The organism is Paraburkholderia ribeironis, assembly GCF_900019265.1.
Taxonomy (GTDB): Bacteria; Pseudomonadota; Gammaproteobacteria; order Burkholderiales; family Burkholderiaceae; genus Paraburkholderia; species Paraburkholderia ribeironis.
Genome location: NZ_CYGX02000005.1, coordinates 76036 through 95432, shown reverse-complemented (window position 1 = coordinate 95432; position 19397 = coordinate 76036). Strand labels below are relative to the sequence as shown.

12 protein-coding genes are annotated in these 19397 nt (G+C 63.5%); 2 read left to right on the top strand and 10 right to left on the bottom strand.

Annotation, left to right across the window (positions count from 1 at the left end; genetic code table 11):
• Window positions 1-14: 14 nt before the first annotated feature.
• From BN2475_RS01835 to pdxR, 10 genes are all read right to left on the bottom strand, one after another.
• Window positions 15-1847 (bottom strand): ShlB/FhaC/HecB family hemolysin secretion/activation protein, encoded by a 1833-nt coding sequence (locus BN2475_RS01835; protein WP_094777872.1) that lies wholly within the window; start codon window positions 1845-1847, stop codon window positions 15-17.
• Entirely contained in the window at window positions 1832-3859 is a 2028-nt protein-coding gene (locus BN2475_RS01830; protein WP_425435451.1) for a two-partner secretion domain-containing protein, read from the bottom strand. Before BN2475_RS01830 ends, BN2475_RS01835 begins: the two co-directional genes overlap by 16 nt.
• A 178-nt stretch (window positions 3860-4037) precedes the next feature.
• On the bottom strand, window positions 4038-4229 hold the full coding sequence (locus BN2475_RS01825) for a hypothetical protein (RefSeq protein WP_143325716.1): 192 nt from the start codon (window positions 4227-4229) through the stop codon (window positions 4038-4040).
• Between the two features lie 215 nt (window positions 4230-4444).
• Window positions 4445-5059 (bottom strand): DUF2846 domain-containing protein, encoded by a 615-nt coding sequence (locus BN2475_RS01820; RefSeq protein WP_245841125.1) that lies wholly within the window; start codon window positions 5057-5059, stop codon window positions 4445-4447.
• Between the two features lie 56 nt (window positions 5060-5115).
• Window positions 5116-5358 carry an Imm74 family immunity protein gene (locus BN2475_RS01815; protein ID WP_094777869.1) on the bottom strand — a complete coding sequence of 81 codons (243 nt, stop codon included), beginning with the start codon at window positions 5356-5358 and terminating at the stop codon, window positions 5116-5118.
• Entirely contained in the window at window positions 5358-5597 is a 240-nt protein-coding gene (locus tag BN2475_RS33365; protein WP_143325715.1) for a hypothetical protein, read from the bottom strand. Before BN2475_RS33365 ends, BN2475_RS01815 begins: the two co-directional genes overlap by 1 nt.
• Window positions 5598-5644: 47 nt before the next feature.
• Window positions 5645-5863, bottom strand: a complete 219-nt coding sequence (locus tag BN2475_RS34960; RefSeq protein WP_143325714.1) for a hypothetical protein — start codon at window positions 5861-5863, stop codon at window positions 5645-5647.
• 363 nt (window positions 5864-6226) lie between these two features.
• The gene (locus BN2475_RS01805) at window positions 6227-14419 is read right to left on the bottom strand and encodes a beta strand repeat-containing protein (RefSeq protein ID WP_159444513.1); all 8193 of its coding nucleotides are present in this window, start codon (window positions 14417-14419) and stop codon (window positions 6227-6229) included.
• 874 nt (window positions 14420-15293) lie between these two features.
• Window positions 15294-15626: a hypothetical protein gene (locus BN2475_RS01800; RefSeq protein WP_094777866.1), complete on the bottom strand. Its 333-nt coding sequence runs from the start codon at window positions 15624-15626 to the stop codon at window positions 15294-15296.
• Window positions 15627-15851: 225 nt separating this feature from the next.
• Entirely contained in the window at window positions 15852-17387 is a 1536-nt protein-coding gene (pdxR, locus tag BN2475_RS01795; RefSeq protein ID WP_094777865.1) for a MocR-like pyridoxine biosynthesis transcription factor PdxR, read from the bottom strand.
• A gap of 108 nt (window positions 17388-17495) precedes the next feature.
• Between pdxR and BN2475_RS01790 the strand changes: the two genes are divergently transcribed.
• On the top strand, window positions 17496-18221 hold the full coding sequence (locus BN2475_RS01790; RefSeq protein ID WP_094777864.1) for a GNAT family N-acetyltransferase: 726 nt from the start codon (window positions 17496-17498) through the stop codon (window positions 18219-18221).
• Window positions 18222-18320: 99 nt separating this feature from the next.
• Window positions 18321-19286 (top strand): quinone oxidoreductase family protein, encoded by a 966-nt coding sequence (locus BN2475_RS01785; protein ID WP_094777863.1) that lies wholly within the window; start codon window positions 18321-18323, stop codon window positions 19284-19286.
• The last annotated feature ends 111 nt before the right edge of the window (window positions 19287-19397 follow it).

The window sequence follows — 19397 nt, the reverse complement described above, 5'->3', positions numbered from 1 at the left end:
TCCTTTACCGGTTTTCAGAAAGAGAGGTTGGCCGTAGCCAGCACCGTGGTCGCCCGCGGTCCCAGGCTGGCCGGTTGTGTCAGGGCGCGACCGAGGGTCGCCTCGCCCGAGATGGCCCGCTTGTGCCACTGCCACTGGGCGCGCAAACCTGCGCCAGCGCCGGCGAGCGTCGGAAAGCCCGGCACGGCAATCAGGCTCGCCTTGCCTGCATCGAGAAAGACATACGGCTCGATCCGTCCGTCGTGCCAGGCGGGCATGTTGATCCAAGCAAACTCGTTGCGGCTATAGAAGCCCCGATCGCCGACCAGTTCGCCCGAGCGGAAACCGCGCACCGTATCCATACCGCCCAGATAAAGCTGCTCGGAGCCGTACAGCGCCACGTTGGTGAATTGGCCGCCCAGCACGCCACGGTATGCAAGCGCCGCCGGCCCGATCTTCGGCAACGGCACCGTAAAGGTCAGCGTCGCGTCGAGCTTCGTGAACTGGCTGTGTGCATCGTCGCGCGTGATGTCATGCGCGTCGTGATCCGCTTCAAGCCACGGCATGCCCTGCGAAACGCCAGCATCGAGCGTGAAGTTGCCCGGCGCGTCGTTCAGCACGAACTTTCTCAGCCAGTTGCCGCCCACGCGCAGTACGGCGAGGCGCTGCGTACCGAGGTCGATATTGTTGGCCTCGCGATCGGTGCGGCGCCATGACAGCGTCGCATCGATATTCGTGACGCCCGCCTGGCTGAGATTCAGCGCGTAATTCCAGCCGACAATGTGGCTCAGCGTGCGGCCGTACTGCAGCGCCGTCGTCCCGATGAGCTGCTGGTATTCGGAATCCGCCAGCGTGTAGCTGAAGGTGTGACGACCGAACGGCACCGCGAGCGAGCCCACCAGCGCGTTACTCTCCAGACTGTCGATGAAGTTCAGGCTCAACGACTCCTGCAGGCCAAGCAGGTTGTCGGCCTCGACGCCCGCGCGATAGCGGGTAACACCAGTTGCCGTGCTGCCGTAGTTGTCAACGCCGAGCGTGTAGTAGAGCCGGTCCCCCGGCTCGTTGCTGATCGCGACGATCGAATCGCCCGGATCCTGACCGGGCAGAACCTGCACCTGTGCCTGATTGCGCCGCAAACGGTTGATCTGCGCGACGCCCTGATCGAGGTCGGCGAGCCTCAACGGATCGCCGGATGTGGCTGGAAACGCGTTCTGGTAGCCTGCGTCCGTCAGCCAGCCCCCGCCCGCCGACTGCTGGTCCTTCGCGAGTCGCCGGATGGGCTGATCGTTCACCGTAAACGCCCCGATGCGGCCCACCTGTACGGTCACCGTGAGCGTGCCCGTGCCGAGGTTCTGCGGACCCAGCAACGCACGCGTGGTCACGTAGCCCACTGCGACGAACGCGTCGGTCAACCGCTTGAGCAGCACATTGATGCGGTGCGAGCCCAGCGCGTGCCCAGCGAAGGGTGCAATGATCGCGTCGAGCGTCGCCTGCGATACGCGCGTCGGATTTGCGAATGGGCTGCCATCCGGTCCGGCCAGCATGATGCGATTGACCTGGAAAGTCGGTCCCGTTTCGGCAATCTGCTCGACGGGCGTATCCAGCGGAATGTCCAGCGTGATTTCTGCTTGCGGGGCAGGCAGCGTGATCGAAGCGGGCGGCTGGTTCAACTGCTGCTGCCGCGCACGCTCGCGTTGCTGGTCGATGAGCTGTTGCGCCGGGTCCTGGACCGGGCGGGGTGCAGTCTGGGCGAAGGCCGGCGAGCCCGACAGGAACAGGGTTGCAAGGCCGGTAAGGGCCAGCACGGGAATCCACTGCGGCGGCTTGAACTGATGGTGGAACATCTGCCGCATCAGTACCACCACCATGTCGTCAGGCCGAGATGCTGGCCGATCTGCACCGGCGTGCGAGAAGGTGCGCGGACGGTCGTGATGCCGCCCGTCGCTGTCACGCCATTCGCGCCACTGATCGAACCGCCATCGATAAGCGCATCGCCGGTAAGCCGTACCGCGCCATCCGCGGTGAAGCCGCCGCCCACATCGGTTGCGATGATCTGCGCCCACGTGCTGCCGAAGAACGCCTTGAAGCCGCGGTCCTGGTTGATCGCCGAATAGCCGGTGACGCCCTGCGCGTAGGTGACGGGTGCGGTCACGTTGATATCGCCGTGGGCATACACGCTGCCGCCGATGCTGGCCGCGCTCGTGCCAGCTGTGACCGAGATATTGGCTCCGGTCTGGATCGCGCCGCCATACGCTGCGACGTTACTCGACGCGTTCGTGTGGCAGAAAATCCAGCAGCTTTGCGCATAGCTCGCCTGTCCGGCAAACACTGCCGCGTTGGTAAATGCGTCCTGCGCGGTGATCGAGATATCACCGTCGTTGGACTGGATCAGGCCGCCTGTGTTGGAGACGTTGCGGCCAGAAATCGTCACCGGACCGCTGGTCGATACGATCAGCGCCAGCTGGTCAGGCTGGCTGATCGTGCCGTAATCGACATTGAAACCGCTCGTCGTGTGGGTGAAAAACAGAAAGCTGCCGCCCCTGTCCGAGTACGCGACTGGCTGGCCGTTGTCCGTGCCGCCCATGTGGTCGATGATGTTAGATATATCGCCCTGGGCGGTGAGATTCACGGCCTGATCCCCGAGAATCCGGGCGTTGTCGTTGATGATGTCGCCTGCGGCGTTCAGGGACAGCACGCCGCCCTGCGCGAAGATGATTCCGAGGTTTCCAGGCGTCGAACGGTTGACGATACTGCCGCCTGCATTCAGTGACAGGCCGTCACCGACGGGTGAGCCATCTGTCAACACGGCGCCGGCCTGGATCACGCTGCCGGTATTCGAAATGTCACTGGCGCTGGTGAGGCTCACCGCGTTGCCTGCGCTCAGGATCGAAAGGCCCGTTGCGTCATCCGCAAGCGCGATACCGCTCGCGTTCACCGTCACGTTGTTCGCCGCGCTGACCTGCGCACCCTGCAACGACAATGCGCCGGAAGTAGAAAGGCTGACGTTGCCAGCAGCCTTGACCGAACCATCGATCACGCCCACATCGCCATTCGCGGACACGATGACATCGCCCGCCGTCGCATAGAGCGCGCCGAGACTGCGCACGCCCGCGCCTTTGTCGTTCACGATCAGTTCGACGCGACCTGCTGTCAGGCCGCCAAGGGCCGTGATGTCGACTGCGATGCCGGGACTCGCCGTACCGGGCGCCGTGAGGCTGGCCAGCCAGTCGTGACCGTTGTCGGTGGGAGAGTAGCCCGTGTTCCAGGTGGTCGTGCTGTCTCCCACGATCGCGCGAACGCCGCCGATCGAACTGGTGTAGTTGTTGGTGACCAGGCCATTCACGGCAAGCTGTTTGGAGACCAGGTCGAGATTCACCAGCGTGCCGGACAGGCCGCCCTCGCCGATCGTGATCGTGCCGCCTTTCGTGGCCAGTACGACGTTGCGCCGGGTAACGCCGGGAGCAAGCGTCAGATCATTGAAACTGACCTGGCCGGTGGACAGCACCACGTGACCAGCATTGACGAAGCTGCCGCCGTTGACCGTGATGCCGTTCGGGTTCGCGAGAATCACGTTAGCGTTCGGCCCGAGCACGGTGATAGGCCCTTGGAGCAGCGACGGATTGGTGCTGGTGACTTGGTTGACAATCGTGCCCGCGTTGATGCCGACGTTGTTCAGGTCCACGCCGGGTTTGCCAACGTTGAACGACGAATAGGTATTGTGTGAGACGCCGCCGGTGCCTGGGGCGACGGTCACGGTCTGGTGGCCGTTGGCGGCGGTTGATACCGATGTAGCGGTGCCGCCATCGGGAACGATGCCCGCCGCAGCAGCGGCCTGTGCGAACGCCATCAGTGTCAGGACACCAAACATCCTGGGGGGCACAGGCAAACGCCTGCGCACGCTCGATTCATGGAGATACATAGACTTCAATTGGATCAAAAGGTCGTGCCGGCGTGGCAGCCGAACAGGGCGCAGCTGCCTGAGAAAAGAATGGCTGCCGCCGCGAGCAGGCTGATCGGCGGGAAAGAAAATCGCATTTCAGAATCTCGCTTCGATCCGTCTAATGGATCGCGGAACGGCCGGGGAACACCAGCACGAGCAGCAGGTTGAGAAAGCTCCATGCAAACAGCACTGACAGCACAATGCCTGCCAGTGCGACGGCGAAAATGCGGCGGCCCGACCATAGTCTGATGCGTGGTTTTTCATCGCGGATGCGCCGCAGCGCGAGCACCCATTTCGTTTCACCCGACATCGGGTGGTCCGTCTGTTCTCTTTGCATGTCCCAAGGGCATCTGGCCTCCGGATGTCGAATGTTTGACATAACTTAATGATTTGCACTGCTAACATATGACCGTGGGAAACGGATCGTCGTATTGTTTCCGTCGGCCACTATCCTGTACCGCCGTATCGCTCATCTCACCGATCCAGCAGCGTCGGAATACCACGCGCTGGACAGGGTGATAGACCTTAAGACTTTTTCTGTTTTATCGGGTCGCGCGTACCGTCCGATGTCCCTGTGTACTTGAGTTCCCCGATTGCCTGTGCGCCGGTATCCGGATCGTCGAGCGTCGGCGTCACGTGCTCGATAAGCACACCCATACTGACCGACGTGCGCACGTACTTCGTGTCGCCTGCATGCAGCGTGAACGACACTGACTTTTCCGTTTCGGTCGTAGTGGAGACGGTGTACTGCCCTTCAGGTTCGTCAACATAGAAGAAACCGCCTGCCGTGGAGCGACCAACAACCTCTCCATTGAGCTTGATGTCCGGCTGGATGGTGGCTCCGAAGATGGAACTTTCACGGAAAAAATAGATACGGCCATGAACCGCTGCAAGTGTCGGAATCGATGAGGCTATTTCCTTGTATTGCGGCCCGGAAGCGCAACCGCTGCTTAGCAGTGCGACACGGCTGGAGAGCAACAGGGCACGGCACAGCTTGATCATCGAAAATCTCCAGGTGTTTGTGGTTTGGTGCAATGCCTCGTTCATCGCATTCATTTTTCCGCAGGGATGCCTGTCGCAAGTCGAACCGTTCCGGAATGGGCTTAGAACGTTGACGCTCACCGGCGCTTTAAATTTCATGCAACGTTCCTCTATTTTGCCGTCCATGGGCTGAAGGTTCTGGTCGACGAGACTGGCTACTCGATGTCAAGCGTGTGGCCGCCTTTAGAGAAGTCGGATTTTATGTCGTCCAATATGAGTTGCTTCTCTGTCGGCGAAATTCGAATGGCCTGATCTGGAGGGTCCCAAAAACTGATGGTATCCGAGTAGACGACAAAGCCGAGCTTGTCGTTCCCGGGGAAAAACATCTCCCCCCCCACCGTCGCAATCCGGTCCATGACTTTCACCTTGATGTGCCCTCGTGATATGTCAAGAATCATTATTTGCCTCGGGTAAAGATGACCTTGCTTGCACCTGTTGCAGGGTCGATAGTTGTGATTTGAGTCACCTTGGGATTATTCATCAACGCTGGCAATTCTGCCGTTTCCCAAACGTTGCCCGGTCTGAGATTCGAGCCGATGACTGCGCGCACGGATCCCGATGCTCCTGCCGCATACTGCGCGGAAATGTTTTGCCAAGCTCGCACCACCGCAGGATTCGACGCGTCCCATGTTGGCATTTGAATTCCGTTTTGCGCGATCAACGTTTCGAGCGTCGTGCCGCTGTTCAGTTGGGCAATTTGGGCGGCAATGTCTTGGCCCCCAACTCCGTTAGTTCGCCCTGACCAGAAGAATGCCGTACTCGGTTCCGTCGCGACAGGGTTGCTGTTTGTGGCGCCACCGTCACATCGCTGGACTTAACCCGGATCGTCCCCGCTTCGAGCGTTTTGCCATTGGTCAACCAGTTGCTTCGCGGCAAAGAATCTTTGAAGATGAACGGGATCACGCTCGAGAATCCCGACGTAATGCTGATAGTCGCTAACTAGGGCGTCATAGCCGACAAGCGCTGTAATACCAAACGTCGCCAGCAACCCCTGATAGTCACGAACTTGTGCCGTCAGACATATCCGCCATGCAGGAAGTGTTGAATCCGAGACCGAAAATAGATTGCTTGGCATCCAGTAAGGACCTGTGCCGCCCGGACACACTAGAAAGTCGACCCGACTGAATAGGAACATCAGGCCGTAGACGATGTACTCATCGCCGACTTTTAGCGGTGCAAATTCAGTTCTATCCGTTTCACCGCGACACCTCGCGCTCTCCGGAAGACTTGCACCCGCATTCGATTGACAAAGGATGCGCATAGCTGTCACTTGAATTTGAAATCGTCAACGGCACCGGAGTTGACATTCCGGACGTAGTGTATTTCGACACCATTCACGTTTTGCGACATTTTCACCCAACCGTCGGCGGCCGGCCACCGAGAGTCGCCCAAGGGGATAGGCAACTGTACTCCAGCCGCCGGATTCGACATTGCCTGTTGAAGAGCCAGTTGCTCCTGCAGGTTGTTCGAGACGGCCCGTCCGGTCGATCCAAGGCCGAGGGGTGCGTTGTTTGTGGCGCCGCCAAGACCAGCAGTCAGGGACGATCCAGGCACGGTTGCCGCGCTGTTATCGGTCACCTGTCCGCCGGTTGCCTCGCTAAGCGCGGCTTTTTCTTTTGCCTGCTGCGCGCGCAACTCGTCGAGTTCCTTCTGCGTCTCCGACTTGCCATCGCCGATGTGCACGCTCGAATTGTTCAGTGCCTCATTCTGCGCGGCGGTCGCTGCACCCTGCACGTTCACCCCGGCCAGCGCAGCCAGTCCTCCACCGGCCAGCGTCGCAAATGCCGCGAGCGCAGCAAGTTGCCCCGAATCGAGAGGATTGGCGACGGGATCGATCAGGCCGATAAACGAAGGCGAGAGCGCCGCACTCACCGCCCCGCCAATCGCCCCGCCCACACATCCGGTGCCTTCGGCCGCACTCGCTGCGCAACCCAGTGCGGCGTGAGCGGCCACATATTCGAGTTCTTGTTGCGTACCGGTTCCGAAGTCGCCTTCAAGATTCGCATTACCGATCGCGTACGCGCCGGCTGCTGCGACATCGCTGACCGCACTATTGCGCAGGCTCGCCAGGAAGCTGCCGCCATCTATCGCAGTCTGCACGCCAGCCTGTACGGTCGCTTCGCCTGCCAGGGCAAGCGCCTGCTCCGGAAGCGAGCCTGCCGTCGATGCGCCGGCCTGTGGCACCAGCGAATTGCCAACACTCTGCACGCCAGCCAGCGATGCCAGACTATCCGGCGAACCACTCAGACTGAAGCCAATGCCCGAATCATCGAGGGTAATGCCATCTGTCAGACCAGCGGTTAGCCCGCCGATAGCAGCGCCTTTCAGGACGTCCCCAAAGTTCAGCGTGCCGCTCGACATCAGATCACCAGCGGCACTGCCCACCAGGCCAGCCATTGCTCCCGCAATTGCCGCGTTGGCCACACCACCAGCCGCAAACGCCGAACTCGCCAGAATGCCCGCTGCCGCATTCGCTTCGACAATGGTGCCGCCAGCAGCCAGCGTCGCCATCCCCGCATCGGCTGCAGCTACCTGCATACCCGCCAGGGCCGCGGAAGCTGCCCCGGCGGTCACCACCGACATGGCCACAATGATCGCCATCTCGAACACCGTCATCAGCCCCATACCGCCATCAGAAATGACTGTGGTGTTCAGGTTGTTGCTGACCGTGCTCTGCGTGAAGTTGCTGCCGAGCTGGCTTTTCAGGTTCGCCAGCATCTGCGAGGTCGCGGCCTGGTTCACGCTACCGTCGGAGTTGATCTGTTGCAGCGCCCCACCAATCTGATCGATCGTCTGGGCATTCAGGTCGTAGTTCATTGCCGACATGAACCCGCCCTGCTGGACAAGCGTGCCGGTTGTCACCGCGACGCCGTTATCGACGTTGTTGTAGATCGTGCCGATGTTGGTCGAACGTTCCTCGTTCGTCAGGCTCGCCGTGTTGACCGTCAGGTTCTGTGCACTGATCGAACCGGTGTTGAGAATGCTGTTCGCGTAATTGAGTGCGACGTTCGCGCCGCTGATTTCACCGTCCGCACTGACTTCGGCATAGTTCTGCGGCAACAGCACTTCCGGCATCAGCGCCTGCACGGTCGGACACGCACCACTACCGGTCACCGTGCAGCCCGGTTCGGGCACGCTCTGCTCGACGTACCAAAGCATCGGCGCATTGATCTGCGCGAGCTGTGCCGCGCTCAGTTGCGTGCCCAGCGCGACGTTGTTCTGCTCGGCGTACCGGAGCGCCGCGCCATACAGCGCCTGCGTGTCCTGATTGCTAATCGAAGCCTGGCCGGTGCTGTCGGTCGCGCCGGTCGTGCTATAGAAGCTCGCCTTGCCGGTTGCCTGCAAAGCGGCCTGCTCAACCTGCTGCGCCTGCGTGTAAGGGTCGTAGTAGAACTGCGTCGTGCCCGGTTGCAGGTTCGCCGGCAGTGCCGCAAGCAGCGCGGCGGGACTGAGGTCGCCCGTGACTGCCGAGGCAGGACTGTTGACGAGATATGTCACCGGTATCGTCTGGCCGGCGATAGTCTGCACCGTCGAGCCTGCAGGCGCGCCCGCCTGTGAGACCAGGGGTGCGAGCGGCTTGCCGACTGTCTGCACGCCAATCGGCGAATTCGACGGCAGGCCCGCCGAGCCGGTCACGGAAACCGCCTGGCCATTCGCGTTCGTCACCTGCCACGAACCGTTGACGGTCGTCGCTACGTTCGCCGGGACGGCCGGCGGTCCCAGCGAAATCACCTGCCCCGTCACAACGGGAGGTGGCGTATAGACATCCGGATCCATCAGGCCATTCACGAGCTGCGAGCCGGACAGCGCCACGGTTTGACCGACCACGTTACCGGTATTCGTGAGCGTGGGAGAGTTCACCGACAGCGTATTGCCGGCCTGGATCGTCGCCGGCACGAAGTCCGGCAGTCCGACCGACGACGGCAGGCCCGCCGGGTCCTGCGCTGCGCTACTGCTGTACGCGTTGCCGTAGAGGGTCTGGCACAGCGAAGGGTTGCTCGCGCAGCCCCACGCCACATAGCTCGTGTTGTAATGAAGCAGATCGCTCGCCCAGTACGCATTCAGGTACTGGTTGTCGCTGCCTGCGGTTGCCGTCGCGTTGATCGTGACATTGTTCAGCGCGGTGATCAGGCTGCCGGTGTTGCTGAAGCTACCCGCCGTGAGATTGACATTGTGGTTCGCCGTGATCGTCGCGGGTGTCGCCGACTGCACGTCGATGTATGCCTCACAGTTGCTCGTGCACCCAGTGAACGGCGTCGCAGTACCGTAGTTCTGGTGCACCTGCACCGGCGCGGCAATGGTGTTGACCAGCGTCGCTCCGTTGATGTCGACATCGTTGCCGGCGGCGATCGCGCCCGACGTGTTCGTGACGCTCGCCGCCTGCGTGGGCGCTGCTGCCGTCGTGCCAGCACCACCGATCACCACGCTGTTGCCTGCGGCCAGGTTGCCGTAGGTGTTGCTGACGGTATTGGCGGCGATCACGATGTCGTGACCCGCCGTCACATTGCTGTTGATCTGCTGGTAACTGTACGTCTGCGCGTTCGGGTTCGTGGTCGACAGTGTCGTGCAGCCGGCGCTAAAGCCCGCTGCGCAACCTGCTGTCGTTGTCATCGTCCCGGTACTGGTGCCCTGGTTCGTGAAGCTCGCGGCGCTGATGTTGACGTCATTCGTCGCGGCAAGCGTGCCGGCGTTAACCAGATCCCCGCCCGACAGGTTCAGGTCGTGGCCCGCGACGATCTGCCCGGCGGCACCCTGAACGGTGATGGAGGACGACGTGGAAAGCGGCGTGACCGTGCCCGGCGCGGCCAGACGGATACCCGACGGATCGATACAGACTCCCGCCATGCCGAACGGACAGCCCTCCAGGCCATTCGGGCCGTTGAAAGTGTTCCACAACGATATCGTCGACGGCGCCTGCGACAGGAAGCTGTCGATGGAAGCAACATCGACCGTGTCGGTGACTGTCGAGGTATAGACCGAACCGCCATTGTTCAGCGACTGAACGTTGACACTGGTATCGTTGCCAGCACTGACCTTGCCGCCCTGATTGTTCAGGCTGCTGGCGTTGATACTGACATTGTGGCCAGCGGCAATCACCGAGGTGCCGCCTGCCGTGCCACCGGTGGTCGTGGTCGTCTCTGTCGCGGTAGGCAATACAACAGTAATCGTCGCGATGGCCTGTGAGGCATTGTCTGGCGTCTGGACGAACCACAGGTTCTGGATGATGGAATTGCCGGTGTTGGAGGTACCCGTGACCGTCGGAATTTCCACGAATGTGACCGTATTGCCGTTCGTGACCGGCGGACTGAACTGCTTCCATGCGGCGGCCGTGGGTCCCAGAATCGTGTTGATCGAGGTCGGATCGGCGACACCGTCGACCGACAGCGCATCGGCCAGCGTGACCTGATTGGTTCCCAGCCCGTAGACCGTGCAGCAGAATTTCACGCCACCGCTCCCCCACGTGGCCGCCTCGTCGATCTTGTCGGAGCCGACGACGAGCGCCAAGGCGAGCCCCGGGTTGTCCACGGTCGTGGTCGTCGTCGTTGTCACGCCCGGGTCCGCGCCCGCCCCCGAGTTGACCACATTGTTCGCGGTAATCGACAGGTCATTCGTAGCCGTCAGCATGCCGCCCGCGTTCGTCAGATCCCCTGACAGGCTGATGTTCACATTGCCGCTGCCGGCCGCACTGCTACTGTTGCCTGCCTGCGTGATGCCATTCGAGTTGTCGTAGCCCGAACCCGCAATGGTGAGCGAGTTGACCGCCTGCACGGTGCCCATATTGGTGCCCGAGCCGTTCAGCGTGAACGCGTCGTTCGCCTGCACCAGCGCGCCCGTCTGGTTTGCCAGCGAGCCGGTGATGGTCAGGTCCTGCGCCGCAATCGTGCCGGCATTCGATACCGCGCCATTGAGCGCCAGCGTCCCCGCGCCCTGGTTGATCGTCCCGGTATTGCTCATGCCCTGCGCGGCGATCACGGTCACCGCCGTTCCGGGAAGGGTCCACGCGCCGGTGTTACTGATCGACTGCGCCGACAGGTTGAACGCGCTGCCGCCGTTGAGCATACCCATCGTCGCCGCCGACGGATCGATCACCTGGTTCGGCAGGTTCAGCGTGAGCCCGTTCTGCGCCAGAATCTGGCCGTTCGTGTTGTTGAAGGTCCCGTTGCCGCCATTCACGTTGACCGTCACATCGCCGACCGGCGAGGTGGGACTATTCACGTCGCCCGCAAAAATCAGCCCGTTGCTGTTATCCAGCGAGGCCGTGGTGAGGGCGAGGGTGTTCGTCGCCAGCAGTGCACCGGCGTTGACCGTGCTGTTGGTGACATTCAGGTTCGCGGCGGTGCCGTAGATCGAGCCGCTGTTATTCAGGTCCGTCGCGTTCACTGCGGCCGTCTGAAGTGAGGACAGCGCGCCCTGGTTCGTCACCGTCGAGCCCGACACCGTCAGGTCGCCCGCCGCCATCTGCGTGCCAACGTTTGTCACCGTCCCGCCCGCGAGCGTCGCATTGGACTGGTATGCGGCCGTGCCGCCGGTCATGATGCTGGTCGTGCCGGTCGCGCTATAGATGCCGCCGATTACCGCGTTGGCTGTTGTAACGTTTGCGCCGGTAAGCGTCGCGTTGCCGTTGACGCTCAGTGCCGGCGCACTCGCATCGAACGCGGCGTTCAACTGTCCGGCCGACGTGTCGAGGCTGTTCTGTGCGGTGGCCGTCAGGTTGCCGCCGACGGCCAGCCCCTGCGTTGTGATATTCGCGCCGGTGAGCGTCGCATCGCCGGACACGATAGTCTGCCCGGCGAGCGAGAGGTTCTGGCCTGCGTTCAGCGTTGCGGTGCCTGCCGTAGAAACGCGCCCGCTCGCGCTCAGGTTGCCGCCCTGCGCATTGACGTTCAAATTGCCCAGGCTCTGCACACTGCCGGGCGTGGTCACATCGATGGCAGCCCTGATCGCCATGTCGCCGCCCGACAGTGCATCGCTTGCCAGCGTCGCGCTGCCGGCAGTGGCCGTGAGCGTTTCGTTACCCACCGCTGTGGTCGCGCCGACAGCGAGGTTGTTACCCGCCGTCACCGCGAGATTGTTGCCGGTCTGGATCGCACCGCTGATACCGATGTTGCTGCCGGCCAAGAGCGTCGTGTCGTTCGCCACGTTGACGGCGCCGCTGCCGTTGATATCGCGCCCGACGGTAATGGTCGCGTTGCCGGTTCCCTGTACGTCGAGACCGACATTGAGGTTCGCATCGCGCGTGGCCGTGATCGTTGCATCCCCGCCGCTGTTGAGCAGGCCCGTCACAGTGACATCCTGGGCGGCATTGACCGTGATCGACCCCGGCGTTGACAACGCGCCCGCCACCGCCACGCTGCCCGCGCCGGAGCTGATCTGAGCGTTGCCCTGGCTATAGACGTTGCCGCCCAGATTCACGCCTTGCTGGCCGCTTGCCGCCAGCGTGCCGAGCGTCACCACATTGTTCGCGGTGGACAGCGAACCGTTCGCGGCTGTAAGGCTCATGTTGCCCACTGAGGCGGCAGTACCCAGAATCGACGCATTGGCGCCTGCTGCGATCGTGAGCGTGCTGCCGCTCGTGGCATTGCCGCCCAGGGTCGCATCGCCGCCGGTCGTCACCGATATCGCACCGGGTGCTGCGAGGGTGCCGCCAAACAACGCGTCGCCGCCCGCCAGTGCGGTGATGGAACCGCCGACCTGCACGGACCCGCTCAGGTTGATGGCCTGTCCGGCGTCGAGCGAAACTGAACCCTGTGACGACGCAACATCGCCCTGACCGGTGATGGAACCGTTCTGCGCGATCACCGACACCGGACCTTGCGCCTGTACGATGCCGCCGAGGGTAGTGCCCTGCGCTGACGAAACCGTGAGCGCGCCGTTGGTCTGCACGTTGCCCGAGATATTCGACGTGCCGGTTATGCCCGTCACCGACGTGTCGCCCACGCCAGTGACCGTGCCGTTCACTGCCGCATTGCGCGTAGCGCTGAGGCCTACCGTACCGCCACCCTGAACCGAGCCGTTGACCGTCAGGTCCAGGCCCGCGACCGCCCTGATCGTGCCGGGCGCCGTGATCGCCTGACCCAGCGTCAGGTTGCCGTTCGTCGCTTCAATATCCAGATCATGGGCGGACAGTGATCCGAGCGACATCGAGCCGCCCGCTATCAAGTCCGCGCTACCGTTGGCGGCGACCGACGCCGCATTCAGGTCACCGCCCGCGTTCAGGGATACATTCTGGCCCGCCGACACCGGACCGGTCGCATTGATGTCGCCGTTCGCGTTGATCGTGAAGTTCTGGTTGGCCAGACCGGTGCCGAAAACGTTCGTCGTTCCCGCGCTGGTGAGCGTAACGTTCTGGTTCGCGAAGGTGTTGCCGGCGGTGATGTCGCCGTTCGTGTTAACGGTGACATTTCCAGCGGTTGCCGCGAGCGCACCCTGGGTGTTGACGCCCATGCCAGCGGCAGTCGAAACGATATAGATCTGCCCTGACGTGACCGAGCCATACTGGCTCGCGTCGATGGCGAGCCCGCCCGGCGTCTGGATCACGGCGGCATTGTTCGCTGCACCGTTCGAGGCCGTGCCGTAACTGGTGCCGGCCGCCCCGGTGGCCGTCGGCGAGACGAGCTGGTTTCCGGCGATGAGGTTCACCCGCTGGTCGGCCTTCAGCGGCGCGCTGATGGAGAGGGTCTGGGCGATCAGATCGAGGTTGCCGACCGTGCCATCGATGCCGGGGCCGGGCGTGCCGTCGTTGCCGGGTGCGCCATTGATGGCAATGTCGCCCGAGCGCACGTCATAGGCGAGCGCCCCGGCGCCCGCGTAGTCCGTCGTCACCCCGCCGGGGCCGGTAACGAACTGCGGCACGCCCGTCGTGAGCGTCAGGCTGGAGGCGTTCGTGACCTGCATGCCACCGGGGATGCTGACGCCGTTCGGATTCGCGATGATGAGCGAGGCCGGCGCCCCGAAAACCTCGACCGGCCCCGCCAGGACCGAGCGGTACTGCGCGCCGGTCGAGGTCACCTGCGCAAGGATCATCGAGGCCGTGCGGCCCACCAGGTTCGGATTTGCACCGACCGGCCCGCCGATCAGCGAGGTGCCGGCCATGCGGCTGTTGTTGAACACGAGACCTGGTGCGCCCACCGAGAGGCTCTGGAACTGGTTGACCGAGAGTCCTTGCGCGTTCGGTGCGGTGATGTTCACGATGCCCGCGCCGGTTGATCCCTGCGTCACCGTCGGCTGGAACGGGACTGGTGCGCGCGGATCGACGATCACCGCCGCGTATGCGGTGGCGTCGGCGAGAAACACGGCCGGCGCGAAGTACATGACAGTCGCCATCAGGGCTGCGACCGAGCGCATCCACAGCGGATGCCGGGTGACCTTGCTGGGCTTGCCCGCCGCAAACCATGCTGCGTCCTTCGAAGCACTTCGTTGTACTAACCGGATACGATACTCGTGACGCAGGTGACGCATGAAATTCCTATTATTCGTTTTTGTGCAGGCGCAGTGCGTGTGGTGCTGGTCTCTTCCGCGCCGTGCGTGAACTATAGCCACATCAAGGCGCATCTTCTGCGTCAATAATTATCGAATCACGACATCTGCTGCGATTGCACAACACTTTCCCAAAACTGGACTTGTCCGATTGTGTCGAGCTTCTCTATATGAAGCCCTTCTTAAGGCCCGCCTGAGGCAAACGCACGCCCTGCCTGGGCAGGCGTGCGCACCCAACATTTCGATCAACCCGGATCAGGGATCGACGGCGAGCGCCGTCATGATTCACCGTCCCGCAGCCCGGAGTTATCAGGAGGCTGGCGCGCGTCAGTGACGAGATTGCCGCGTTGGGCATTAGCGGCAAGCGCCACTGCGATGTTCAGCGCTACTTCGAACGGCACCGCGTAACGATGCACGATGATGGACGCGCACGTTAGGGACGGTCAACGCGGCGTTGACGAGCTCCGAGCGGACAAACGACGGCAATGGTAACTGGCCAAGCACGGCCCGACAGTAAGGATTCCAAAACGTCATGTCGTACCAGCACTCGCCCTGAAAGGCTTGTTTGCGTCAAAATGGATGACAGCAATCGTATCCGCCCCTCGACAGGCAAGCCCGGCCACGGGCCACGACCATGCCGACGCTCGCGCGCACGCTACTAGCGGCCCGCGCGAGCCGGACACGCCGTCATGGCGTTCGAATCAGGATGGAGGCCGAGGCAGAGGCCGAGGCAGAGGCAGAGGCAAAGGCAGAGGCAGAGGCAGAGGCAGACGAAAAAGCAGAAACAGACGCAAAGACAAAACGCAACATCAAGCGCGACAGGACGGCAGCCCGCAAGCCGCCGCCCGCGCCCCTGTCAATGCGGCGCTTTACCGTTGGCCACGGCGTCCAGCGGTTTGTGCTGTTCTTCGCCGAGTCCCGGGAAGAACGCGTTCCATGCGGCACGTACGCCCTCGGCCGCGGTGGCCTCGGCGGCGATCGATTCGGTCGCGCCTTCGGCGGCTTTCGATGGGTCGGCGGACAAGCCGCGCCAGTGCGTGAAGACCAGCAGCGGTTTCTCGGTCCACACGCCATCGCCAAACTTCGCAAACGCGGTGTCCCCGCTCGCCAGCTGCACCTCGTACCAGCCTTCGCGGACGGGTGTGTGGGCGGCAAGCTCAAACCACGGGGTCGGTTCGATTTCCTTCATGTCGTCTCCGTTCGAATAAATATCGTCATAGATAACCACAACAAAGGCATTCCTCATGCCGGGGGCTGACAGCGAGGCCCGCGACGCACGCCACCCCGCACGCGATGTTGCAGTGCGGTGCGCCGGGCATGACCTGCGGGCAATTCGTCGACGTCGGACACGTCGAAATCACCGCGCATAAGCGACACGATAGCGCGACATGGGGCGCGCGGACAAACGCCAAAATTACCCGCGAACCATGGTGCTCGACGCGGCCGCCGGGGCCGCTTTCGCCCGCCGTCGCGCCTTGCCTTCCATCTCACGGACTAGTGCAGCCAGCGTGTCTACCGCAGGCGCAAGCCGCTCAGCCGACGTGTTGCCGTAGCCGATCACGAGCCCGTTGGTTTCGGCGCGCGGCTGCAACGCAAAGCCGGACAGCGGGCGCGGCGTGAGCCCCTGAGGCAGCGCGCGTTCGACCAGGGTTCGATCGTCGACATGCGGCGGCAGGCGCAGCGTCAGATGCATGCCGCAATCGCCGCCGAGAATCTGTGGCGGCGCGAAATGCGCGCTGAGCGCATCGCGCAGCGCCTGCTGACGCTCCCGGTACAGCCGCCGCATGCGTCCCAGATGCCGCCCGAACTCGCCGCTGCCGATGAAATGCGCGAGCGCCAGTTGCTCCAGCCGATGCCCGCCGCGCAGCATTTCCCGCAACGCAACAGCGCTGTGCGCGGCGATGCCGCGCGGCAATACGACGAAGCCGAGACGCAACGCCGGGAACATCGTCTTGCTGAATGAACCCACGTACAACACCGGAGCGTCCGCAACCAGACCTTGCATGCTGGCGATCGGCTCGCCGGTGTGGCGGAATTCGCCGTCGTAATCGTCCTCGATCAGCCACGCGCCGCAGTGCCGCGCGTGCGCGATCAATTCCAGACGGCGCGCGACCGACAACACCGCGCCCGTCGGATACTGATGCGCAGGCGACGTATAGATCAGCTTCGGTGGATGCGTGCGCCACGCATGCGCTGGCGCGGCCATGCCCTCGGCGTCGACGGGCACCGGCAGCAGATTCAGATCGCCCAGATTGAAGGCGGCCTTCGCGCCGCGATAACCCGGGTCTTCGACCCACGCCATATCGCCTGGATTCGTGAAGAGCCGCACGCACAGATTCAGCGCCTCCTGCGCGCCTTCAGTGATCACCACCTGCGAGCCCTCGCAGCGTACGCCGCGCGCCATCCGCAAATGCGCGGCGATCGCGTCGCGCAACGCCGGTTCGCCCACCGGCGTACCGTAGCCGAGCGCAAGCGGCAGCGCGCGGTCCATGGCACGTTCCAGCGCGCGCCGCCAGGCACCGAGCGGAAAGTGGTCCAGTGCGGGCGTGCCGGGGGTCAACGCGAGCGAGTCGTCGCCATGGCTGCGTGTCGCCTCGAACTGCCCGACGCGCGCCGCGTAGGCCACCTCGGGCGCACCGGAGCGCGCCGGCGGCTCGCCACGTGCGGCCGGGCTGGACAGCGGACTGACGCGCGTGCCCTGGCGGTCGGCGACCACGTAGCCGACCGCAGCCAGATGCTCGTAAGCGATTACTACGGTATTGCGCGACACGCCCATCTCCGCGGCCAGCAAGCGCGACGACGGCAGCAGCGAGCCCGCGGCCAAGCGGCCCGTGAGGATCGCTTGCTGCAAGCGCTCGATCAGTTGCTTTTGCAGCGACGCGCGCTTCGCATCGCCATCGGCGCTCGCCCCACCGGCCGCGTGGGCGAGCGGGCCTATGATCTCGATCATCTCGGCTGGACCTATCGAATGGGCTTCTCGTGGATCTTTTGAACATACCACGTTTGCGGTATCGTACTCCATCATCGACGAACATCCACGCATGACAGGAGACCAGACATGGAACCCAGACGTAACGAGTTCGACCAACCAATCGGTGTGCCCGTACCAGGCTGGCGCAGCGCCCAGGCCCCCGGCCGCGAACCGCTGACGGGCCAGTATTGCCGGATCGAACCGGTCGACGTCGAGCGTCACGCCGGCGATCTGTTCGACGCATACAGTTCCGCCGCCGATGGCCGCGACTGGACCTATCTCGCGGTCGGTCCGTTCGCCAGTCTCGCGGCCTATCGCGAGCATCTGACGCGCCTCGCCGCGTCCGCCGACCCGCTGCATTACGCGGTCATCGATCTGGCGAGCGGCCGCGCGGTCGGCACGCTGGCGCTGATGCGCATCGATCGGGCGAACGGCGTGATCGAAGTCGGCCACATTGCCTATTCGCCGCGCCTGAAACGCACGCGCATCGCCACCGAAGCGATGTTCCTGCTGATGAACGAGGTGTTCGGCAAGCTGGGCTATCGGCGCTTCGAATGGAAGTGCGATTCGCTGAACGAGCCGTCGCGCAGCGCTGCGTTGCGCTATGGCTTCACGTTCGAAGGGATCTTCCGCCAGGCGATCGTGTATCGCGAACGCAATCGCGATACCGCGTGGTTTTCGATCATCGACGGCGAGTGGCCCGCGCTGCGTTCGAGCTATATGCGTTGGCTCGACGCCAGCAACTTCGATGCGCAGGGCCGGCAGGTCGAACGGCTGGCGGATCTGATCGCGCGGCAGAGGTCGGCGACCTGAGTCGCTCGCGCCGAAGCCCCGACGCCCTCGCGCCAGTCACCTAGACTATGCTCTGTCCGCCGCACGACGCGGCCCGGAATCCAAACGGAGCGACAGGCGATGAAAGCGATTCAATTCAGGTCTTTTGGCGGTCCCGAGGTGCTCGACTTCGTCGATCTGCCGACCCCGCAAGCCGACGCCGACAGCGCGGTCGTGCGGGTCATGGCGGCCTCGGTCAATCCGAGCGACGTCAAGAACGTCGCCGGGCATTTCGAACAAACGGTCTTGCCGCGCACGCCGGGGCGCGACTTCAGCGGTGTGGTGGCCGACGGGCCGCCAGCGTGGCTAGGCGCCGATGTATGGGGCACCGGTGGCGACATCGGCTTCACACGCGACGGCACGCACGCCGAATTCATCAAGATCCCGCTCGCCGCGCTCTCGCGCAAGCCGACCACGTTGACATACAGCGAGGCCGCCGCGATCGGGGTCAACTTCGTGGTCGCGTGGCTCGGGACCGTCGAGTACGCGCAACTGCGAGCGGGTGAAACCATCGCGGTGATCGGCGCGGGAGGTGGCGTCGGCGGCGCGGTGGTGCAGCTCGCCAAAGCACGCGGCGCGCGGGTGATCGCCGTCGACCGTCGCCCGCTCGATGCGGATACGCCAGCCGGCTGCCTGATCGACGCCTACGTACCGTTCGACGAACACGTCACCGAAGGCTTGCAGCAAGCAACCGGCGGCGCGGGTGCCGAGGTCGTGTACGACACGGTCGGCGGCGTGGCGTTCGAGACCGCGCTGAGTCTCGTCAAGCGGCGCGGCCGGGTGCTGGAAATCAGCGCGACCGGCAAGCGCCGCGTCGAGTTCGATCTGATCGACTTCTATCACAACGAGACACAACTGTTCGGCGTGGATAGCGCCAAGCTGGGTGTCGCGGAATCGGCGCCGTTGATGACGGCGCTGGTCGAAGGCTTCGAAAACGGCGAGCTGACCGGGCCGGCCATCGCGCAGGAGTTTCCCCTCGAACAGGCTCGCGAGGCCTACGCCGCAGTGGCGGGCGGCACGCGCGGCCGCGTCGTCATTCGCATGTAGTGACCGCGGGGCCGCGGCGTCGCGCCTGCTACGGCGTGTTTTCCATCACCGCGCCTGACAGGCTAAGATTGAGGCCGCCGGGCTCGCGCGCCGCCCGGCGACAACTAGCAG